Source organism: Amycolatopsis deserti (genome assembly GCF_014653945.1).
GTDB lineage: Bacteria > Actinomycetota > Actinomycetes > Mycobacteriales > Pseudonocardiaceae > Amycolatopsis_E > Amycolatopsis_E deserti.
The window spans coordinates 424,595-440,371 of record NZ_BNAU01000005.1 but is presented as its reverse complement, the minus strand read 5'-3'; the positions used below and the strand labels follow the sequence as shown (position 1 = coordinate 440,371).

At 71.9% G+C, this 15,777-nt stretch carries 17 protein-coding genes; 10 read left to right on the top strand and 7 right to left on the bottom strand.

The genetic code is table 11. The features are described 5' to 3' along the window. Nucleotides 1-52 precede the first annotated feature (52 nt). The 6 genes from paaZ to paaE are packed head-to-tail and all read left to right on the top strand — an operon-like array spanning nt 53 to nt 5,766. The gene (paaZ, locus tag IE290_RS23180; RefSeq protein ID WP_191246923.1) at nt 53-2,080 is read left to right on the top strand and encodes a phenylacetic acid degradation bifunctional protein PaaZ; all 2,028 of its coding nucleotides are present in this window, start codon (nt 53-55) and stop codon (nt 2,078-2,080) included. Continuing rightward, nucleotides 2,077-3,021 (top strand): 1,2-phenylacetyl-CoA epoxidase subunit PaaA, encoded by a 945-nt coding sequence (gene paaA / locus IE290_RS23175; RefSeq protein ID WP_191246776.1) that lies wholly within the window; start codon nt 2,077-2,079, stop codon nt 3,019-3,021. Before paaZ ends, paaA begins: the two co-directional genes overlap by 4 nt. Next, nucleotides 3,018-3,305, top strand: a complete 288-nt coding sequence (gene paaB / locus IE290_RS23170) for a 1,2-phenylacetyl-CoA epoxidase subunit PaaB (RefSeq protein WP_017984160.1) — start codon at nt 3,018-3,020, stop codon at nt 3,303-3,305. The genes paaA and paaB overlap by 4 nt, the downstream gene beginning before the upstream one ends. Nucleotides 3,306-3,312: 7 nt before the next feature. Continuing rightward, nucleotides 3,313-4,197: a 1,2-phenylacetyl-CoA epoxidase subunit PaaC gene (paaC, locus tag IE290_RS23165; protein ID WP_191246775.1), complete on the top strand. Its 885-nt coding sequence runs from the start codon at nt 3,313-3,315 to the stop codon at nt 4,195-4,197. Further along, on the top strand, nt 4,191-4,682 hold the full coding sequence (gene paaD, locus IE290_RS23160; RefSeq protein ID WP_191246774.1) for a 1,2-phenylacetyl-CoA epoxidase subunit PaaD: 492 nt from the start codon (nt 4,191-4,193) through the stop codon (nt 4,680-4,682). The genes paaC and paaD overlap by 7 nt, the downstream gene beginning before the upstream one ends. Nucleotide 4,683: 1 nt before the next feature. Beyond that, nucleotides 4,684-5,766: a 1,2-phenylacetyl-CoA epoxidase subunit PaaE gene (gene paaE / locus IE290_RS23155; protein ID WP_191246773.1), complete on the top strand. Its 1,083-nt coding sequence runs from the start codon at nt 4,684-4,686 to the stop codon at nt 5,764-5,766. Here paaE and IE290_RS23150 read toward each other — a convergent pair. Beyond that, nucleotides 5,744-5,962 carry a hypothetical protein gene (locus tag IE290_RS23150; RefSeq protein ID WP_191246772.1) on the bottom strand — a complete coding sequence of 73 codons (219 nt, stop codon included), beginning with the start codon at nt 5,960-5,962 and terminating at the stop codon, nt 5,744-5,746. The genes paaE and IE290_RS23150 overlap by 23 nt on opposite strands. Nucleotides 5,963-6,118: 156 nt before the next feature. Between IE290_RS23150 and IE290_RS23145 the strand changes: the two genes are divergently transcribed. Continuing rightward, the gene (locus IE290_RS23145) at nt 6,119-7,408 is read left to right on the top strand and encodes an MFS transporter (protein ID WP_191246771.1); all 1,290 of its coding nucleotides are present in this window, start codon (nt 6,119-6,121) and stop codon (nt 7,406-7,408) included. A gap of 2 nt (nt 7,409-7,410) precedes the next feature. Further along, the gene (locus IE290_RS23140) at nt 7,411-7,776 is read left to right on the top strand and encodes an RNA-binding S4 domain-containing protein (protein WP_191246770.1); all 366 of its coding nucleotides are present in this window, start codon (nt 7,411-7,413) and stop codon (nt 7,774-7,776) included. A gap of 62 nt (nt 7,777-7,838) precedes the next feature. Here IE290_RS23140 and IE290_RS23135 read toward each other — a convergent pair whose 3' ends face one another. Beyond that, a complete protein-coding gene (locus tag IE290_RS23135; protein WP_308431370.1) occupies nt 7,839-8,960 on the bottom strand; it encodes an amidohydrolase family protein in 1,122 nt (373 codons plus the stop codon). Then, nucleotides 8,957-10,258, bottom strand: coding sequence for a type I glutamate--ammonia ligase (locus IE290_RS23130; protein ID WP_191246768.1), 1,302 nt, complete (start codon nt 10,256-10,258; stop codon nt 8,957-8,959). Before IE290_RS23130 ends, IE290_RS23135 begins: the two co-directional genes overlap by 4 nt. A gap of 96 nt (nt 10,259-10,354) precedes the next feature. On the opposite strand from IE290_RS23130, the gene IE290_RS23125 reads away from it, so the two are divergent. Next, nucleotides 10,355-11,200 carry an SGNH/GDSL hydrolase family protein gene (locus tag IE290_RS23125; RefSeq protein WP_191246922.1) on the top strand — a complete coding sequence of 282 codons (846 nt, stop codon included), beginning with the start codon at nt 10,355-10,357 and terminating at the stop codon, nt 11,198-11,200. A 1-nt stretch (nt 11,201) separates the two neighbouring features. On the opposite strand, the gene IE290_RS23120 is transcribed toward IE290_RS23125, so the two are convergent. After that, nucleotides 11,202-11,600 (bottom strand): DnaJ family domain-containing protein, encoded by a 399-nt coding sequence (locus tag IE290_RS23120; protein ID WP_191246767.1) that lies wholly within the window; start codon nt 11,598-11,600, stop codon nt 11,202-11,204. Between the two features lie 73 nt (nt 11,601-11,673). On the opposite strand from IE290_RS23120, the gene IE290_RS23115 reads away from it, so the two are divergent. Beyond that, the gene (locus tag IE290_RS23115; RefSeq protein WP_191246766.1) at nt 11,674-12,477 is read left to right on the top strand and encodes an acyl-CoA thioesterase; all 804 of its coding nucleotides are present in this window, start codon (nt 11,674-11,676) and stop codon (nt 12,475-12,477) included. Nucleotides 12,478-12,862: 385 nt separating this feature from the next. On the opposite strand, the gene IE290_RS23110 is transcribed toward IE290_RS23115, so the two are convergent. The 3 genes from IE290_RS23110 to IE290_RS23100 form a co-directional block, all read right to left on the bottom strand. Continuing rightward, nucleotides 12,863-13,036 (bottom strand): hypothetical protein, encoded by a 174-nt coding sequence (locus IE290_RS23110; RefSeq protein WP_191246765.1) that lies wholly within the window; start codon nt 13,034-13,036, stop codon nt 12,863-12,865. 78 nt (nt 13,037-13,114) lie between these two features. Next, nucleotides 13,115-13,447, bottom strand: a complete 333-nt coding sequence (locus IE290_RS23105; protein ID WP_191246764.1) for a YnfA family protein — start codon at nt 13,445-13,447, stop codon at nt 13,115-13,117. 587 nt (nt 13,448-14,034) lie between these two features. Further along, nucleotides 14,035-15,768 carry a pyruvate dehydrogenase gene (locus tag IE290_RS23100; protein WP_191246763.1) on the bottom strand — a complete coding sequence of 578 codons (1,734 nt, stop codon included), beginning with the start codon at nt 15,766-15,768 and terminating at the stop codon, nt 14,035-14,037. Nucleotides 15,769-15,777: the final 9 nt, after the last annotated feature.

The following is a 15,777-nucleotide window of genomic DNA, read 5'->3' as shown; positions in this document are numbered from 1 at the left end:
TCGGTTGGTTAATCCGGGGAAGCGAGGAACGATGGCCCAGCAGTCGACGAGGATGCTGCGCAGCTACGTCAGCGGCGGCTGGCGGACCGGGGAGGGCGAGGGGGTGCCCCTGCACGACGCGGTCACCGGCGCCGAGGTCGCACGGATCTCCACCGCCGGCATCGACATGGCCGCCGCGCTCGAGCATGGCCGCCGCGTCGGCGGGCCCGCCCTGCGCGAGCTGACCTTCCACCAGCGGGCCGCGCTGCTCAAGGCCGTGGCCTCGCACCTGCGCGAACACCGCGACGAGCTGTACGAGCTGTCCGCGAAGACGGGCGCCACGCTCGGCGACTCCAAGTTCGACGTCGACGGCGGCATCGGCGTGCTGTTCGCCTACTCCAGCAAGGGCAAGCGCGAGCTGCCCAACGACACCGTCTACGTCGACGGCGGCGTCGAGCCGCTGAGCAAGGGCGGCACGTTCCTCGGCCAGCACATCGCCACCCCGCTGCGCGGCGTCGCCGTGCAGATCAACGCGTTCAACTTCCCGGTCTGGGGCCCGCTGGAGAAGTTCGCCCCGGCGTTCCTCGCGGGCGTGCCGAGCCTGGTCAAGCCGGCCAGTCAGACCGCCTACCTGACCGAGCGGATCGTCGAGCTGATCATCGAATCCGGCCTGATCCCGGAGGGCACGCTGCAGCTGATTTCGGGCAGCGCCGGTGACCTGCTGGACCACCTCACCGAGCAGGACCTGGTGTCGTTCACCGGGTCGGCGTCCACCGCGCAGAAGCTGCGCACGCACCCGGTCATCGTGCGCCAGGCTGTTCGGTTCAACGCCGAGGCCGACTCGCTGAACTGCTCGATCCTCGGCCCGGACGCGAAGCCGGGCACGGCCGAGTTCGACCTCTACGTCAAGCAGCTGGTCACCGAGATGACGGTCAAGGCCGGTCAGAAGTGCACCGCGATCCGCCGGGCGTTCGTGCCGGCCGAGCTGCTCGACGACGTGGCCGAGGCCGCCGCCGAGCGCCTGGCGAAGGTGAAGATCGGCAACCCGGCGTCCGAGGGCGTCCGGATGGGCGCGCTGGCGAGCCTGGAGCAGCGCGAGGAGGTCCGCCGCTCGCTCAAGGCGCTGCAGGACGCCTCGAGCATCGTGTTCGGCGACCCGGAGCGCGTCGAGGTGGTCGACGCCGACGCCGAGCGCGGCGCGTTCATCTCGCCGGTCCTGCTGAAGGGCGACGCCGACCGCGCTGAGCCGCACGAGGTCGAGGCGTTCGGCCCGGTGTCCACGCTGATGCCCTACACCTCGGTCGAGCAGGTCGTCGGCTACGCCGCGCGCGGCCAGGGCAGCCTCGCCGGGTCGGTCGTGACCGGGGACGCGCAGTTCGCCCGCGAGGTCGTCCTCGGCGTCGCGCCGTGGCACGGCCGCCTGCTGGTGCTCGACGCCGACGACGCGAAGGAGTCCACCGGCCACGGCTCGCCGATGCCGGGCCTGGTGCACGGTGGCCCGGGCCGCGCCGGCGGCGGCGAGGAGATGGGCGGCATCCGTGGCGTGCTGCACCACATGCAGCGCACCGCCGTGCAGGGCAGCCCCAAGGTGCTCACCGCGGTCACCGGCCGCTGGGTCGAGGGCGCGCCCCGCAACACCGGCGACGTCCACCCGTTCCGCAAGTCCCTGGCCGAGCTGAAGATCGGCGACAGCGTGGTGGCCGGGCCGCGCACGGTGACGCAGGAGGATGTGGACCACTTCGCCGAGTTCACCGGCGACACCTTCTACGCCCACACCGACCCCGAAGCCGCCGCGGCGAACCCGCTGTTCGGCGGCATCGTGGCGCACGGCTACCTGGTCGTGTCGTTCGCCGCCGGCCTGTTCGTCTCGCCCGAGCCGGGCCCGGTGCTGGCCAACTACGGCCTGGAGAACCTGCGCTTCCTGACCCCGGTCAAGCCCGGTGACGCGCTGACCGTGACCCTGACCGCCAAGCAGATCACCCCGCGCGAGAACGCCGACTACGGCGAGGTGCGCTGGGACGCCGATGTGACCAACCAGAACGACGAGTCCGTCGCGAAGTACGACGTGCTCACCCTGGTTGCGAAGGAGAACAACCGATGACCGCCACGCTCAGCGAGAAGGACCTCGAACAGCACTTCGAGCACACCATCGCCAAGGACCAGCGGATCGAGCCGCGGGACTGGGTGCCCGAGGGCTACCGCAAGACGATGATCCGGCAGATCGCGCAGCACGCGCACTCCGAGATCATCGGCATGCAGCCGGAGGGCAACTGGATCACCCGCGCGCCGTCGCTGCGGCGCAAGGCGATCCTGCTGGCGAAGGTGCAGGACGAGGCCGGGCACGGGCTGTACCTGTACTCGGCGGCGGAGACGCTGGGCGCCGACCGCGCCGACCTGACCGACAAGCTGATCACCGGGCGGCAGAAGTACTCGTCGATCTTCAACTACCCGACGCTGACGTTCGCCGACGTGGGCGCGATCGGCTGGCTGGTCGACGGCGCCGCGATCTGCAACCAGGTGCCGCTGTGCCGGTCCTCCTACGGGCCGTACGCCCGGGCGATGATCCGGATCTGCAAGGAGGAGTCGTTCCACCAGCGGCAGGGCTACGAGCTGCTGATGACGATGATGAAGGGCACCCAGGCGCAGCGGGACATGGTGCAGGACGCGGTGAACCGGTTCTGGTGGCCGTCGCTGATGATGTTCGGCCCGCCGGACGCCGAATCGGCCAACACCGCGCAGTCGATGGCGTGGAAGATCAAGCGGCACACCAACGACGAGCTGCGCCAGCGGTTCGTCGACATGACCGTGCCGCAGGCCGAGGCGCTCGGCGTGACCCTGCCCGACCCGGAGCTGAAGTGGAACCCCGAACGCGGGCACTACGACTTCGGCCCGGTGGACTGGGACGAGATGAAACAGGTCGTCGCGGGCAACGGCCCGTGCAACACCGAGCGGCTGGCCCGGCGGCGGCAGGCGCACGAGGACGGCGCGTGGGTCCGCGAAGCCGCGGCCGCGCACGCGCGCAAGATGTCGGAGGCGAAGTGAGCAAGAGCGAGTGGCCGCTGTACGAGGTGTTCGTGCGCGGCAAGCGAGGCCTCAACCACGTGCACGTCGGGTCGCTGCGCGCGGCCGACGACCAGATGGCCCTGCACAACGCGCGTGACCTCTACACGCGGCGCAACGAGGGCGTGAGCATCTGGGTGGTCAAGGCGGCCGACATCACCGCGTCCAGCCCGGACGAGAAGGACCCGTTCTTCGCGCCGTCCGGCGACAAGGTGTACCGGCACCCGACGTTCTACGACATCCCCGACAACGTTCCCCACATGTGAGCTGACCATGTCCTTTGACAACGCCTACGAGGCACTGATCGACGCTCACGACGACTCGCGGTGGGCGTTCGGCACCGGGTTCGAGGACCCGCTGGCCGGGGTGGACACCTCGGTGCCGTCCGGTGTGGACGGTGACGACCTCGCGCGGTACTGCCTGATGCTGGGCGACGACGCCCTGGTGTTCTCGCACCGGCTGCAGCAGTGGTGCACCCGCGCACCGGAGCTGGAGGACGAGGTCGCGATCGCCAACATCGGCCTCGACCTGCTCGGCCAGGCGCGGCTGCTGCTGGCGCGCGCGGGCAAGGCCGATGGTTCAGATCGCGGCGAGGACGACTACGCCTTCTTCCGCGACGAGCACGAGTTCCGCAACGTCCGGCTCGCCGAGCTGGAGCGCGGCGACTTCGGACAGCTCATCGCGGCGCTGCTGGTGTTCTCCACCTGGCGGCTGGCGCTGTTCCAGCGGCTGCGTGACTCGGTGGACCCGGTGCTCGCCGCGATCGCCGACAAGGGCGTCAAGGAGCTGACCTACCACCGCGACTACGCCGCCCAGTGGGCCGTGCGGCTCGGTGACGGCACCGCGTTCTCGCACGAGCGCATGCAGGCCGGGCTGGACGGGATCTGGCCGTTCGTCGACGAGCTGTTCGTGCCGCACGAGACCGAGTCCCGGCTGGCCGCGGCGGGTGTCGCGGTGGACCCGGCTTCGGTGCGAGAGGAGTTCGACGACGTGCTGGCGCAGGTGTTCAGCGCCGGGACCCTGACGCGGCCCGAGGTCGCCGGCAAGGCCGGGGTGAACGGGCAGACCGGACGGGGCGGACGGCACACCGAGGCGATGGGTTACCTGCTGGCCGAGCTGCAGAGCGTCGCCCGCGCCCACCCGGAGGCGACATGGTGAGCGCCCGTGCCGTCGCGGAGACCGTCCGCGATCCCGAGCTGCCCATGCTGACGCTGGCCGATCTCGGCGTGCTGCGCGAGGTGTCCGAATCGGACGGTGCGGTGACCGTGTCGATCACGCCCACCTACACCGGCTGCCCGGCGATGGACACCATGCGCGACGACCTGGTGCACGCGCTGCGGGACGCCGGGTACTCGCGCGTCGAGGTCCGCACGGTGCTGCAGCCGGCCTGGAGCACCGACTGGATCAGCGAGCGGGGCCGTCGTGCGTTGGCCGAGGCGGGGATCGCACCGCCGGGCAGCGCGCCGCGCCGGCCGGCCGGGCCGATCCCGCTGACGCTGAGCCCGCCGGTGCGCCGGGTGTCCTGCCCGCGGTGCGGGTCGGCGGACACCGAGCTGGTGTCGCAGTTCGGGGCCACCGCGTGCAAGTCGTTGCTGCGCTGCCGGTCCTGCGACGAACCCTTCGAGCACGTCAAGGAGATCTGAGGTGACCGCGAGCACCAAGCCCAGGCTGCGGGGCGACTTCCACACGCTGACCGTGGCCGAGGTGACCCGCCTGTGCGACGACGCCGTCGCGGTCACCTTCGACGTGCCGCCAGACCTGGCGGAGGCCTACGCGTTCCGCGCCGGCCAGTCGCTGACGCTGCGCCGGACGATCGACGGTCGCGAGGAGCGCCGGTCGTACTCGATCTGCTCGCCGGAGGGCAGCAAGCCGCGCATCGGCGTGCGTGAGGTGCCGGACGGGCTGTTCTCGACCTGGCTGGTGCGCCAGGTGCGGCCGGGCGACGAGATCGAGGTCGGCACGCCGACCGGGAACTTCACGCCGGACCTGTCGGTGCCCGAGCACCACGTGCTGATCGCGGCCGGCTCCGGCATCACGCCGGTGCTGTCGATCGCGGCGACGGTGCTGCGCGACCCGGCGGCGACGGTCACCGTGCTGTACGGCAACCGCCGCACGGACACCGTGATGTTCGCCGACGAGCTGGCCGATCTGAAGGACCGCTACCCGGACCGGCTCGAGCTGGTGCACGTCCTCTCCCGCGAGCCCCGTGAGGCGGAGCTGTTCACCGGACGGCTCGACGGCGAGAAGCTGTCGGCGCTGCTGGCTCTGATCCCGGACGTCTCGGCGGTCGGGCACTGGTGGCTGTGCGGGCCGTTCGGGATGGTCACGGTCGCGCAGGAACGGTTGCGGGCGGCCGGGGTGCCCACCGCGCGGATCCACCAGGAACTGTTCTATGTGGACGACCTGCCGCCGGAGCCGGTGCGGCACGAGGAGAAACCGCTCGACGGCATCGTCAGCCAGGCCACGATCATCCTGGACGGCCGGTCCACCACGGTCACCGTGCCGCGCGACGTGCCGGTGCTCGACAGCGCCCAGCGCGCGCGGCCGGACCTGCCGTTCGCGTGCAAGGGCGGCGTGTGCGGCACGTGCCGCGCCAAGGTGACCGCCGGAGCGGTGGACATGCGCCGCAACTTCGCGCTCGAGGAGAGCGAGGTCGCCGAGGGGTTCGTGCTGACCTGTCAGTCGCTGCCGGTGTCCGACGAGCTCACGGTCGACTTCGACGTGTGATCGGTGTCGCCTTCGCCGCGGCGGCGAACGACCCCGCCGCGGCGATCGCGAGCACGATCGCCAGAACGCCGGACAACCACACCTCCATGGCGAGCGCCAGGTAGACCTGCACCGCCGCGGTCACCGCGAACACCGCCGTCAGGACAAGCCAGACCGGACGGTCGGTGACCGGTGTCTTGGACGGGCCGAAACCCACTGCGAACCCTCCCGCGATCTTTCGGATACCCCTGGTATCGCCGGGGGAGGGGTCCGGGTTACCGGTCGTGAGCTTGTCAACATTTGCCAGTTGCGTCCGTGACGTCGTTCACCCGGCCGGGCGGAGCGGTTCATCCGGTTCGTGGACAATCATGCCGTGACCGTCACCGCCAACGCTTCGCCAGGTGCCCGGAAAGCCGTGTTGAGCTGGGCGTTCTGGGACTGGGGAGCGTCCGCGTTCAGCGCCGTCATCCTCACGTTCGTCTTCTCCGTCTACCTCACCGACGGTGTCGCCGCCGACACGGAAAGCGGATCGCAAGCGCTTGGCGTCGCGATGACGATCGCGGGAGTCGTGGTCGCCCTGCTGGCCCCGGTCACCGGGCAGCGCAGCGACGTGGGCGGGCGGCGCAAGCTCTGGCTGGGGATCCACAGCGCCATCGCGATCGCCTGCACCGCCGGGCTGTTCTTCGTCGAGGACGAGCCCTCCTACCTCCTGGCCGGGCTGGTCCTGCTCGCCGTCGGCAGCGTGTTCTTCGAGTTCGCCGAGGTCAACTACAACGCGATGCTGGTGCAGGTGTCCACGCCGAAGACGATGGGCCGGGTGTCCGGGTTCGGCTGGGGCATGGGCTACTTCGGCAGCGTCATCGCGCTGGCGGTGGTGTTGTTCGCGTTCGTGCAGCCGGACGTCGGGTTGTTCGGCGTCACCTCCGAGGACGGCCTGAACATCCGCGCGGTGGCGCTGTTCGTCGCGGTGTGGTTCCTGGTGTTCGCGTTGCCGGTGCTGTTGTTCGTGCCGGAGAACCCGCCGTTGCGCGAGCAGGCGCGGGGCAACTTCTTCTCCGGGTACGTCGTGCTCGCCAAGCGGCTGGCGCACCTGTGGCGGACCGACCGGCGCACGCTGTGGTTCCTCGCCGCGAGCGCCATCTACCGGGACGGGCTGACCGCGATCTTCACCTTCGGCGGCGTGGTCGCGGCCGGGACGTTCGGGTTCAGCCAGACCGAGGTCGTGTTGTTCGCGATCGTGGCGAACGTGACCGCCGGGATCGGGGCGGTCAGCGGCGGACGGCTGGACGACCGGCTCGGCCCGAAGACGGTGATCGTGACGTCGCTGATCGCGCTGGTGATCATCGGGGTGGCGCTGACCGTGCTGCCCGGCAAGGCGACGTTCTGGGTGTGCGGGCTGGCGCTGTCGGTGTTCCTGGGCCCGGCGCAGGCGGCGAGCCGGACGTTCCTGGCGCGGATCGTCGAGCCGGAGCGGGAGGGTGAGGCGTTCGGCCTGTACGCCACGACCGGGCGGGCGGTGAGCTTCCTGGGGCCGCTGGCGTTTTCCGGGTTCATCGCGATCTTCGACAGCCAGCGGGCCGGCATGGCGGGGATCGTGCTGATCCTGGCGGCCGGGCTGGCCGCGATCCTGCCGGTGAAGGCGCCGGCGCGGCATGATGGGTGACCATGGAGTCCACGCGCGTGGACCGCTGGCTGTGGGCGGTCCGGCTGACCAAGACCCGATCGGACGCGGCCGCGGCGTGCCGCGGCGGGCACGTGCGGGTGAACGACCGCCCGGCGAAGCCCGCGACGGGCGTGCACCCGGGCGACACGGTGCGGGCGCGGGTGCATGACCGGACGCGGATCGTGGAGGTCGTGCGGGTCATCGAAAAGCGAGTGGGAGCCCCCGACGCGGCGACGTGCTACATCGACCGCACCCCGGCGCCCCCACCGGAAGCCCTGACACCGGTGGCCCGCCGCGAGCGCGGAGCGGGCCGCCCGACGAAGCGCGACCGCCGGCTGCTGGACCGGCTGCGCAGCCAGGGCTGGTAACCGGGCAGCGGAGGCTGTTCGCGGCGTGAGTCTGCGAGCCCGGGCAGTATCAGGCTGCACGGTCAGAGCCCGTAGACCCGCCGCGCGTTGTCGTGCGCGATCATGTTCACCACGCGCCGCGCGTCGGGCTCCGACCAATCGCCGTCCGCCACCCACCGGCCGAACACCCTCGTCACCGCGCGGCGCCACAGCAGCGCGCCCAGGTAGTGCAGCTCCGGCGGCCCCCACGCGTCCGACGAGTACAGCTGCTTCGCAAACGGTGCCAGCTCGAACGACTCCGCCACCACCGCCACACTGCGCACCCCCGTGTGGTTGATGCCCAGCCCCACGTCGAAGTGCACGTTCGGGAACGCCTGCGCCAGGTACCCGGCCTCGCGGTGGTACGGGTAGCAGTGCAGCAGCAGGACCGGCACGTCCGGCGTCGCGCGCAGGAAGTCCATCAGGTGCAGCGGGTTGACGCGGTGCAGGTCGAGGTCCCGGTCGCCGATCCCGGTGTGCAGCTGCAGCGGCAGACCCCGCGCGATCGCCGCGTGCAGCCCGAACCGGATCAGCACCGCGTCGTCCAGCCGCGGCTCGTCGCCGGCGGTGTCCAGCCATCGGTTCGCCGCCAGCACCACCTCGGCCGGCGACGGCGGCGTCAGGTCGAGGTCGAACCCCGTGCGGTAGGCGAGGATCGACTTGGCCCCCACGGCGTGCTCCGCCCGCGCGGCCAGCCGGTCGGTGAACGCGTCGGCGTAGTCGCGCCCGGAGAGGTTCTCCCGAGCCAGCTCCTCGGCCAGCGCCTCCAGCCGCACCACCTCGTGCGCCCGCCCGCCGGAGGCCGATTCGATGCCCTCCAGCCCGAGCAGCGAGCTGGTGGCGTACCCGGTGTCGACGATCCAGTCGCTCACCCCGGCGCCACCGAGGAACCGCCGGGTCACCTCCTCGACGCCCAGCTCGGTGCGCCGCTTCCAGTACTCGTCGGCTGGCGCGTGCTCGGGCAGGTCGAGCACCGGGGCGCACCACCGCCGCACCGCGAACCCCAGCTGCGAGTCGAACTGCGTCATCCACGGCGGGATCGGATCGGGGGAGCCCTCGTTGAGGTGGCTCTCGAACTCGGCGCGCTCCAGCTCGACGGTGAACGCGCCGTGCACGTGGTGGTCCACGAGCGGCACCGCGGCGACGTGCTCGGCGAGCTCGGTCACCACGTGAACCTGAACTTCTCGGTCAGCACGTCGATCTCCTCCTTGCCGTAGGTGTCCAGTTCGTGCCGCCGGACCGCGATCAGCGCCCCGGTGATCTGGTCACCGAGCAGCCGCCGCGCGAGCGGGGACGACGCGAACGCGTCCAGCGCGGCCGCCTGGTCCGGCAGCCGGGGCACGTCCGGCAGCTCCGAGGGGTTGCGGGTGACCTCCGGCGGCAACGGCAGGCGCCGCGAGACGCCGTCCAGGGCGAGACCGAGCAGGGTCGCCAGCGCCAGGTACGGGTTGGCCGACGGATCCGCGCACTTCAGCTCGACGCTCGCGCCGTGCGGGTTGCCCACCGTGGCGGCGCAGAACCGCACGGCCGCCTCGCGGTTCTCCCAGCCCCAGCAGGCGTGGGCGCCGGACCAGCTGTCCGGCCGGAGGCGGTGCGCGGACAGGACCGAACCGGCGAACACCGCGAGGGTCTCCGGCAGCCCGGCGACGATCCCGGCGATCGCGGAGCCACCGTCGGCGGTCAGGCCGTGCGGGCCATCGCCACCCGACAGCAGCGGCACGCCGTCGCGGGCCAGCGAAAGGTGCAGGTGCGCGCCGTTCCCGCTGTCCCCGGCGAAGGGCAGCGGCGAGAACGAGACGGACAACCCGTGCCGCCGGGCGACGCGAACGGTCAGCAGCCGCGCCAGCACGACGTCGTCGGCGGCCTCGACCGGGCTCGCCGGCGCGAGGGAGAACTCGAACTGCCCGGCGCCGTACTCGCTGTGGACCTGCTCGACGGGCAGGCCGGCCGTCTCGGCCGCATCGACGAGGTCGGCCAGGAACGGCTCGGCGCCGAGGTTGGGCCCGTAGGCGTTCCAGTGTGGGAACCCGCCGGTGACGACGAACTCCAGCTCGCACCCGGCCCGCGCGGTGAGGCCCTGTGCGGCGAGGGCGTTCTCCGCGTCGTGGAGCGCTTTCCGCGTGCACAGCCCGCTCGGCTCTCCGTCCTGAGTGGACACTTGGGTGGGGGCCCAGGCGAGCCCGTCACCGAGGATGCGGAGCGCCTCGAGGTCGGTGCGCAGCCGCAGGTCGCCGACCACGCCGAGCTGCGGGGTGAAGGCGATCGCGTTGTCGATGCAGAACACGTGCCAGCTGGGGGAGGCGCCCATACCCGCGCGGTGGAAGACGCGCGCCCGGTGCGGCGGCACGAACTTCGCGCGCGTCACGCCCGCGGGATCCACCAGGGTGCCCGCGAGAAGCCGGGAACCGGCGTCGGCCAGGCGGCGCTCGACCGCGGCCAGCTGGGCGTCGTCGAGCTGCCGCATGAGGATCAGTGTCCCACCGCGGACGATGCCGTGCGCGACTCGACGAGGCGAGCGAAAATGGGGGGCCATCGCAACGCGGCGAGGAGGGGTTTCGTGATGCGAAGCTTCCGGTGGTTCGGTGCGGCGCTCCTGCTGGTCCTGTTCACGGTCGCGCCCGCGTCGGCGGGACAACACGATTACCTGGCGCTCGGCGATTCGGTCGCGTTCGGTTACCGCCCGCCCGCGGTGACTCCGCCATCCGCCTACTTCGACGCCTCGAACTTCGCCGGATATCCCGAGCTGTACTCGCCGAACGTGACGAACGCTTCCTGTCCGGGTGAGACCACCGCCAGCATGATCACGCCTGGGGCGCAGAGCAACGGATGCGAGAACTCGGTCGGCTCCCCGTTCGGGTACCGGACGCTCTACCCGTTGCACGTCGACTATTCCGGCACCCAGCTCGCCTTCGCCGTGCGGTTCCTCGACACGCACCCGCGCACCCGCCTGGTCACGATCGACATCGGCGCGAACGACCTGTTCGTGTGCCGGCAGACCACCCCCGACCAGTGCACCGGGGCCAGCTTCCCGGCGGCCCTGCAGCGGATCAGCCGCAACCTGACGACGATCTTCGCGACCCTGCGCGGCGAGGCTCGCTACCGGCACGACCTGGTGCTCGTCTCCTACTACGCGCTCGACTACCGCGACCCGGCCGCGGTCGCCCAGGTCCAGGCCCTCAACGCCACGCTCACCGGGCCGACGTTGCGGTTCGGCGGCGTCGTCGCCGACGGCTTCGGCGCGTTCCAGGAGGCGTCCCGGTCCACTGGCGGGGACCCGTGCGCGGCCGGCCTGCTGATCGCCCTGCCCACGGGCGGCTGCGACGTCCACCCGACCGCGAAGGGGCACGCCCTGCTGGCCGGTGCCGTCGAGGAGGCCGTCGCGAAGGGACACCGCCACGCTGCGTGACTCAAGCGCGGCCGGCCCGCCACTCGGCGACGATGTGCTCCACGTCGAACGGCGCCAGGTTCAGCGGCGGCCCTGGTGGGGGTCGCCGGATGGCGGCGACGATCTCGGCGTTGATGTCGTCCAGGATGCGCCGCACCTCGGTCTCCGACGCGGCTTCGGCGGCCGCCGCGCGGGCCTGCGCCGCCTTCTTCCGCAGCGCGAGCGACGGCGGCAGGTAGGTCACGTTCTCCCGTGCCAGCTTCTCCCGCAACCACGCGTTCTCGTCGTGCGGCTTCTTCAGCCACGCCAACGGCTTCCCCGCGCCGGGCAGGTTCTCGAACTCGCCGCGCTCGGCGGCCTCGCGAATCTGCTTCTCCACCCAGGTCTCGAAGCTGACGCCCGGGGGCTTGCGCTCGGTCACGGCCGCCTCCTCCCGTTGTGATGCCTGTCTACCACCGCCTGCCCGGGCGCGTTCGGTGTATTACCGTGCGGTAATGCACGCCGTCAGTGAGAAAGCGGTGGACGAGCCCACCCTGGCCGACCTGCTCGACCTCGAGGAGATCGACCGCGACCTCTACCGCGCCACCCTCGTGTTCGACGACCCCCTGCCGCTCTACGGCGGTCAGGTCGCGGCGCAGGCCCTCGCCGCGGCCGGGCGCACCGTGGACGCGGACCGGTTGCCGCACTCGCTGCACGGCTACTTCCTGCGGCCCGGTGACGCGACCCGCCCGACGATCTTCCACGTCGACCGGGACCGCGACGGCGGCAGCTACTCCGCGCGCCGGGTCGTCGCCGTGCAGAACGGCGAGGTCATCTTCAACATGTCGGCGTCGTTCCACCGGCGGGAGGAGGGCGTCGACCGCGAGGCGCACCCGGAGCGTCCCGAGGGCGACCCGGAGCAGCTGCCCAGCGGCGGCATGCCGCGCCTGTTCTCGATGCAGGGCGCGCTGCCGCCGCAGCCCTACCCGGACGGCCAGTGGCCGACGCGCTTCTGGGCGCGCTGCAAGCTCGACCTGCCCGACGACCCGCTGATGCACGCCTGCGTCCTGACCTACCTGTCGGACATCTCGTCCGGTGTGGCGGCGTTCGGCGACGAGAAGGCGTCCGCGTCGTCGAGCCTGGACCACGCGGTGTGGTTCCACCGGCCCGGCCGGCTCGACGACTGGGTGCACATGGACCTGGTGCCGCAGAGCGTCGCGGGCGGCCGGGGCTGGTACACCGGCACGGTGCGCACGCGGGACGGGGTGCTGCTGGCGAGCCTCGCGCAGGAGTGCCTGTTCCGGAACCGCAGGCGGTAGCGCCCAGCGGGCGAAGGTCGATTTCGCGGGCCCGGCCGACCACCGGGCTGAGCGAGACGGTTTGACGGCGTCGGCGTGCCTCGTCGAACAGCCTGACCCGCTCCCAGGGGTGTCACGCCCGCCGGCCCGGCCAGACGGGGTTCGCGGGCGGCGCGCCCCGCGGGGCGGACTGACCTGCCTCCAGGGGCGGCGCGCCCCGGCTCGCGCCTGTGCGCGGCGGCTGTGCCGGGTGGCCTGGTCGGTCTCCGAGGGGGTGCGCCCCGCTGGGCGCACCTGGCCCGCGCGGCTTCACCGGCAGGTCTTCTCCGCCGCCATGGGGTGGCGCCGCGCCGGGGGGCCTGACTGACCTGCACGGGCAGGCGGCCCCACCGGCGGGCCTGATCCCTCAGGACGGGGAGAAGTGGTCGTCGTCCTCTTGGTGGGGTGGGTGTTCCGTCGGGGCGCCCTCCTGCTCGGCCTGCTCGTGGGGCCGCGTCAGGTTCGCTTGGCGCGCCGCCTCTTTCGCCTCGGCCAGTGCCTGCCTCGACTCGGCCAGCTCGTCGTGCTTGTCGTCCGGCACGATCGCCTCCCTTCGTCCGACCTCGGCTACCACCCCCGCTGGCCGGCAAACCAGTTCGGCCATAGTGGACGGGCCGGTTCAGCCGCGCGGGGCGTACATGATGAGCGCAACGCCGGCGAGGCAGATGAGGGCGCCGATGACGTCGAAGCGGTCGGGCCGGTACCCGTCGGCGACTACGCCCCAGGCCAGCGACCCGGCGACGAACACACCTCCGTAGGCGGCGAGGATGCGGCCGAAGTGGGCGTCGGGCTGCAGGGTGGCGACGAAGCCGTACAGTCCGAGCGCGACCACGCCGGCGCCGATCCACAGCCAGCCGCGATGCTCCCGGACTCCCTGCCAGACGAGCCAGGCCCCACCGATCTCGGCGAGCGCCGCCAGCACGAACAACGCGATCGAGCGCAGAACCAGCACGACCCGACCCTAGTCGCGGACTGTCGCCTCGGGCGGGACCCCAGAGGCGTCGGGGCCAGCGCGAGCCGCGGGAGGCCGAGGGGGGAGGGTAGCGCCGGAGTGGGCCACGGGCCCCGGCCCAGTCGCGTCTACCCGGTGCGCGGAACCCCGGGGCGTCGGGGCCGGCGGGAGCTGAGGGTGGATGTCGCCCTGGTGTGGGTAATGTGTGCGCCCCGGCCCTGTCGCGTCTACGCGGTGCGCGGAACCCGGGGGCGTCGGGGCCGGCGGGAGCTGAGGGTGGATGTCGCCCTGGTGTGGGTAATGGGTGCGCCCCGGCCCTGTCGCGGGCTGCCCGTGCCGCGAGACCCCGGCCGCGTGGAGCCGGCGAGGTTGAAAGTGGATGTTCGTGCCGGCGTGGGGTCACGGACGGGGGACGTCGGCCAGTCGAGGGGCTTGATTGGTTCCGCTCGGAAGTTCTCTTCCCGGGTGGAGTGACAAGGCAGCGGACGGCACCGGTCCGAGCGGAGACTCCTCCTCCGCCCGGGACAGAGTGTTGTCCGGTAGCTGCTACCGTGGGCTTACCCGGCGGGGCGAAACCGGCAACCGGGTCAGGGGCGCGGGATGTTGCGCAGGTTGCTGCGCGCCAGCTCGACCATCTTGCCCACCCCGCCGTTCAGCACCGTCTTGCTCGCCGCCAGGGCGAAACCGCGCAGCATCTCGCTCGTGATCTTCGGCGGGATGGACATCGCGTTGGGATCGGTGGTCAGCTCGACCAGTGCCGGGCCCTGGTGCTCGAACGCCTTGGTCAGCGCGGCGCGCACCTCGCCCGGCTGGTCGACCCTCGTGGACCAGATCCCGCACGCCGCCGCGATCGCGCTGAAGTCGACCGGCGTGTGGTCCGTGCCGAAGGACGGCAGGCCGTCCACGAGCATCTCCAGCTTCACCATCCCCAGCGAAGCGTTGTTGAACAGCACCACCTTCACCGGCACGTCGTACAGCGACAGCGTCAGCAGGTCACCCATCAGCATCGCCAGACCACCGTCGCCCGAGATGGACACCACCTGGCGGCCCGGGGAGGACAACGCGGCGCCGATCGCGTGCGGCAGGGCGTTCGCCATGCTGCCGTGCCGGAACGAGCCGATCACCCGCCGCCGCCCGTTCGGCGTCAGGTACCGGGCCGCCCACACGTTGCCCATCCCGGTGTCCACAGTGAACACCGCGTCGTCGGCGGCGACCTCGTCCAGCACCGCCGCGGCGTACTCGGGATGGATCGGCGTGTGCCGCTCGATGTCCCGCGTGTACGCGTCGACCACCTTCTCCAGCCGCCGCGCGTGCTCGTGCAGCATGCGGTCCAGGAACGACCGGTCGGTGCGCTGCCGCAGCCGGGGCAGCACCGCCGCCAGCGTCTCCTTCACCGACCCGTGCACCGCCAGGTCCAGCGGCGTGCGGCGGCCCAGGTGCGCCGGATTCGTGTCGATCTGCACGGTGTGCGCCTGGGGCAGGAACCCGTCGTACGGGAAGTCCGTGCCCAGCAGCACCACCCGGTCCGCCTCGTGCATCGCGTCGTAGCACGCGCCGTACCCGAGCAGTCCGCTCATGCCGACGTCGTAGGGGTTGTCGAACTGGATCCACTCCTTGCCGCCCAGCGAGTGGCCCACCGGCGCGAGCAGGCGCCCGGCCAGCGCCATCACCTCGTCGTGCGCGTCCCGGCACCCCGCGCCGGCGAACAACATCACCTTCTCGCCGCTGTCGAGCACCTCGGCCAGCTCCGCGATCGCCGCCTCGCGCGGCACCACCGGCGACGGCTCGACCAGGTGCACCGTCTCGGCCCCCGTGCCGGTGGCCCGCCGCTCCGACACGTCACCCGGGATGCTCAGCACCGACACCCCGCCCTGCCCGACCGCGGTCTGCATCGCGATCCGCAGCAGCCGCGGCATCTGGTCCGCCTGCGACACCAGCTCGCTGAAGTGGCTGCACTCGGCGAACAACTGCTCCGGGTGTGTCTCCTGGAAGAACCCGGTGCCGATCTGGCCGGACGGGATGTGCGAGGCGATCGCCAGCACCGGCGCGCCACTGCGGTGCGCGTCGTACAGGCCGTTGATCAGGTGCAGGTTGCCCGGCCCGCAACTGCCCGCGCACACGGTCAGCCGCCCGGTGATCTGCGCCTCCGCGGCCGCCGCGAACGCCGCCGTCTCCTCGTGCCGCACGTGCACCCACTCGATGCCCGGCGTGCGCCGCACCGCGTCCACGACCGGGTTCAGGCTGTCGCCGACGATCCCGTAGATGCGGCGAACCCCGCAATCCCGCAGGATCCGCACCATCTGCTCGGCCACTGTCGCCATCGCCCCACC

Bases quoted from the DNA above. Each gene is read 5' to 3' on its own strand.
- IE290_RS23130 (WP_191246768.1), bottom strand. From the start codon at position 10,258: ATGCGGCAGCTCGACGACGCCCAGCTGGCCGCGGTCGAGCGCCGCCTG.
- paaC (WP_191246775.1), top strand. From the start codon at position 3,313: ATGTCCTTTGACAACGCCTACGAGGCACTGATCGACGCTCACGACGAC.
- paaD (WP_191246774.1), top strand. From the start codon at position 4,191: ATGGTGAGCGCCCGTGCCGTCGCGGAGACCGTCCGCGATCCCGAGCTG.
- IE290_RS23115 (WP_191246766.1), top strand. From the start codon at position 11,674: ATGCACGCCGTCAGTGAGAAAGCGGTGGACGAGCCCACCCTGGCCGAC.
- paaA (WP_191246776.1), top strand. From the start codon at position 2,077: ATGACCGCCACGCTCAGCGAGAAGGACCTCGAACAGCACTTCGAGCAC.
- paaZ (WP_191246923.1), top strand. From the start codon at position 53: ATGCTGCGCAGCTACGTCAGCGGCGGCTGGCGGACCGGGGAGGGCGAG.
- IE290_RS23100 (WP_191246763.1), bottom strand. From the start codon at position 15,768: ATGGCGACAGTGGCCGAGCAGATGGTGCGGATCCTGCGGGATTGCGGG.
- IE290_RS23125 (WP_191246922.1), top strand. From the start codon at position 10,355: ATGCGAAGCTTCCGGTGGTTCGGTGCGGCGCTCCTGCTGGTCCTGTTC.
- IE290_RS23140 (WP_191246770.1), top strand. From the start codon at position 7,411: ATGGAGTCCACGCGCGTGGACCGCTGGCTGTGGGCGGTCCGGCTGACC.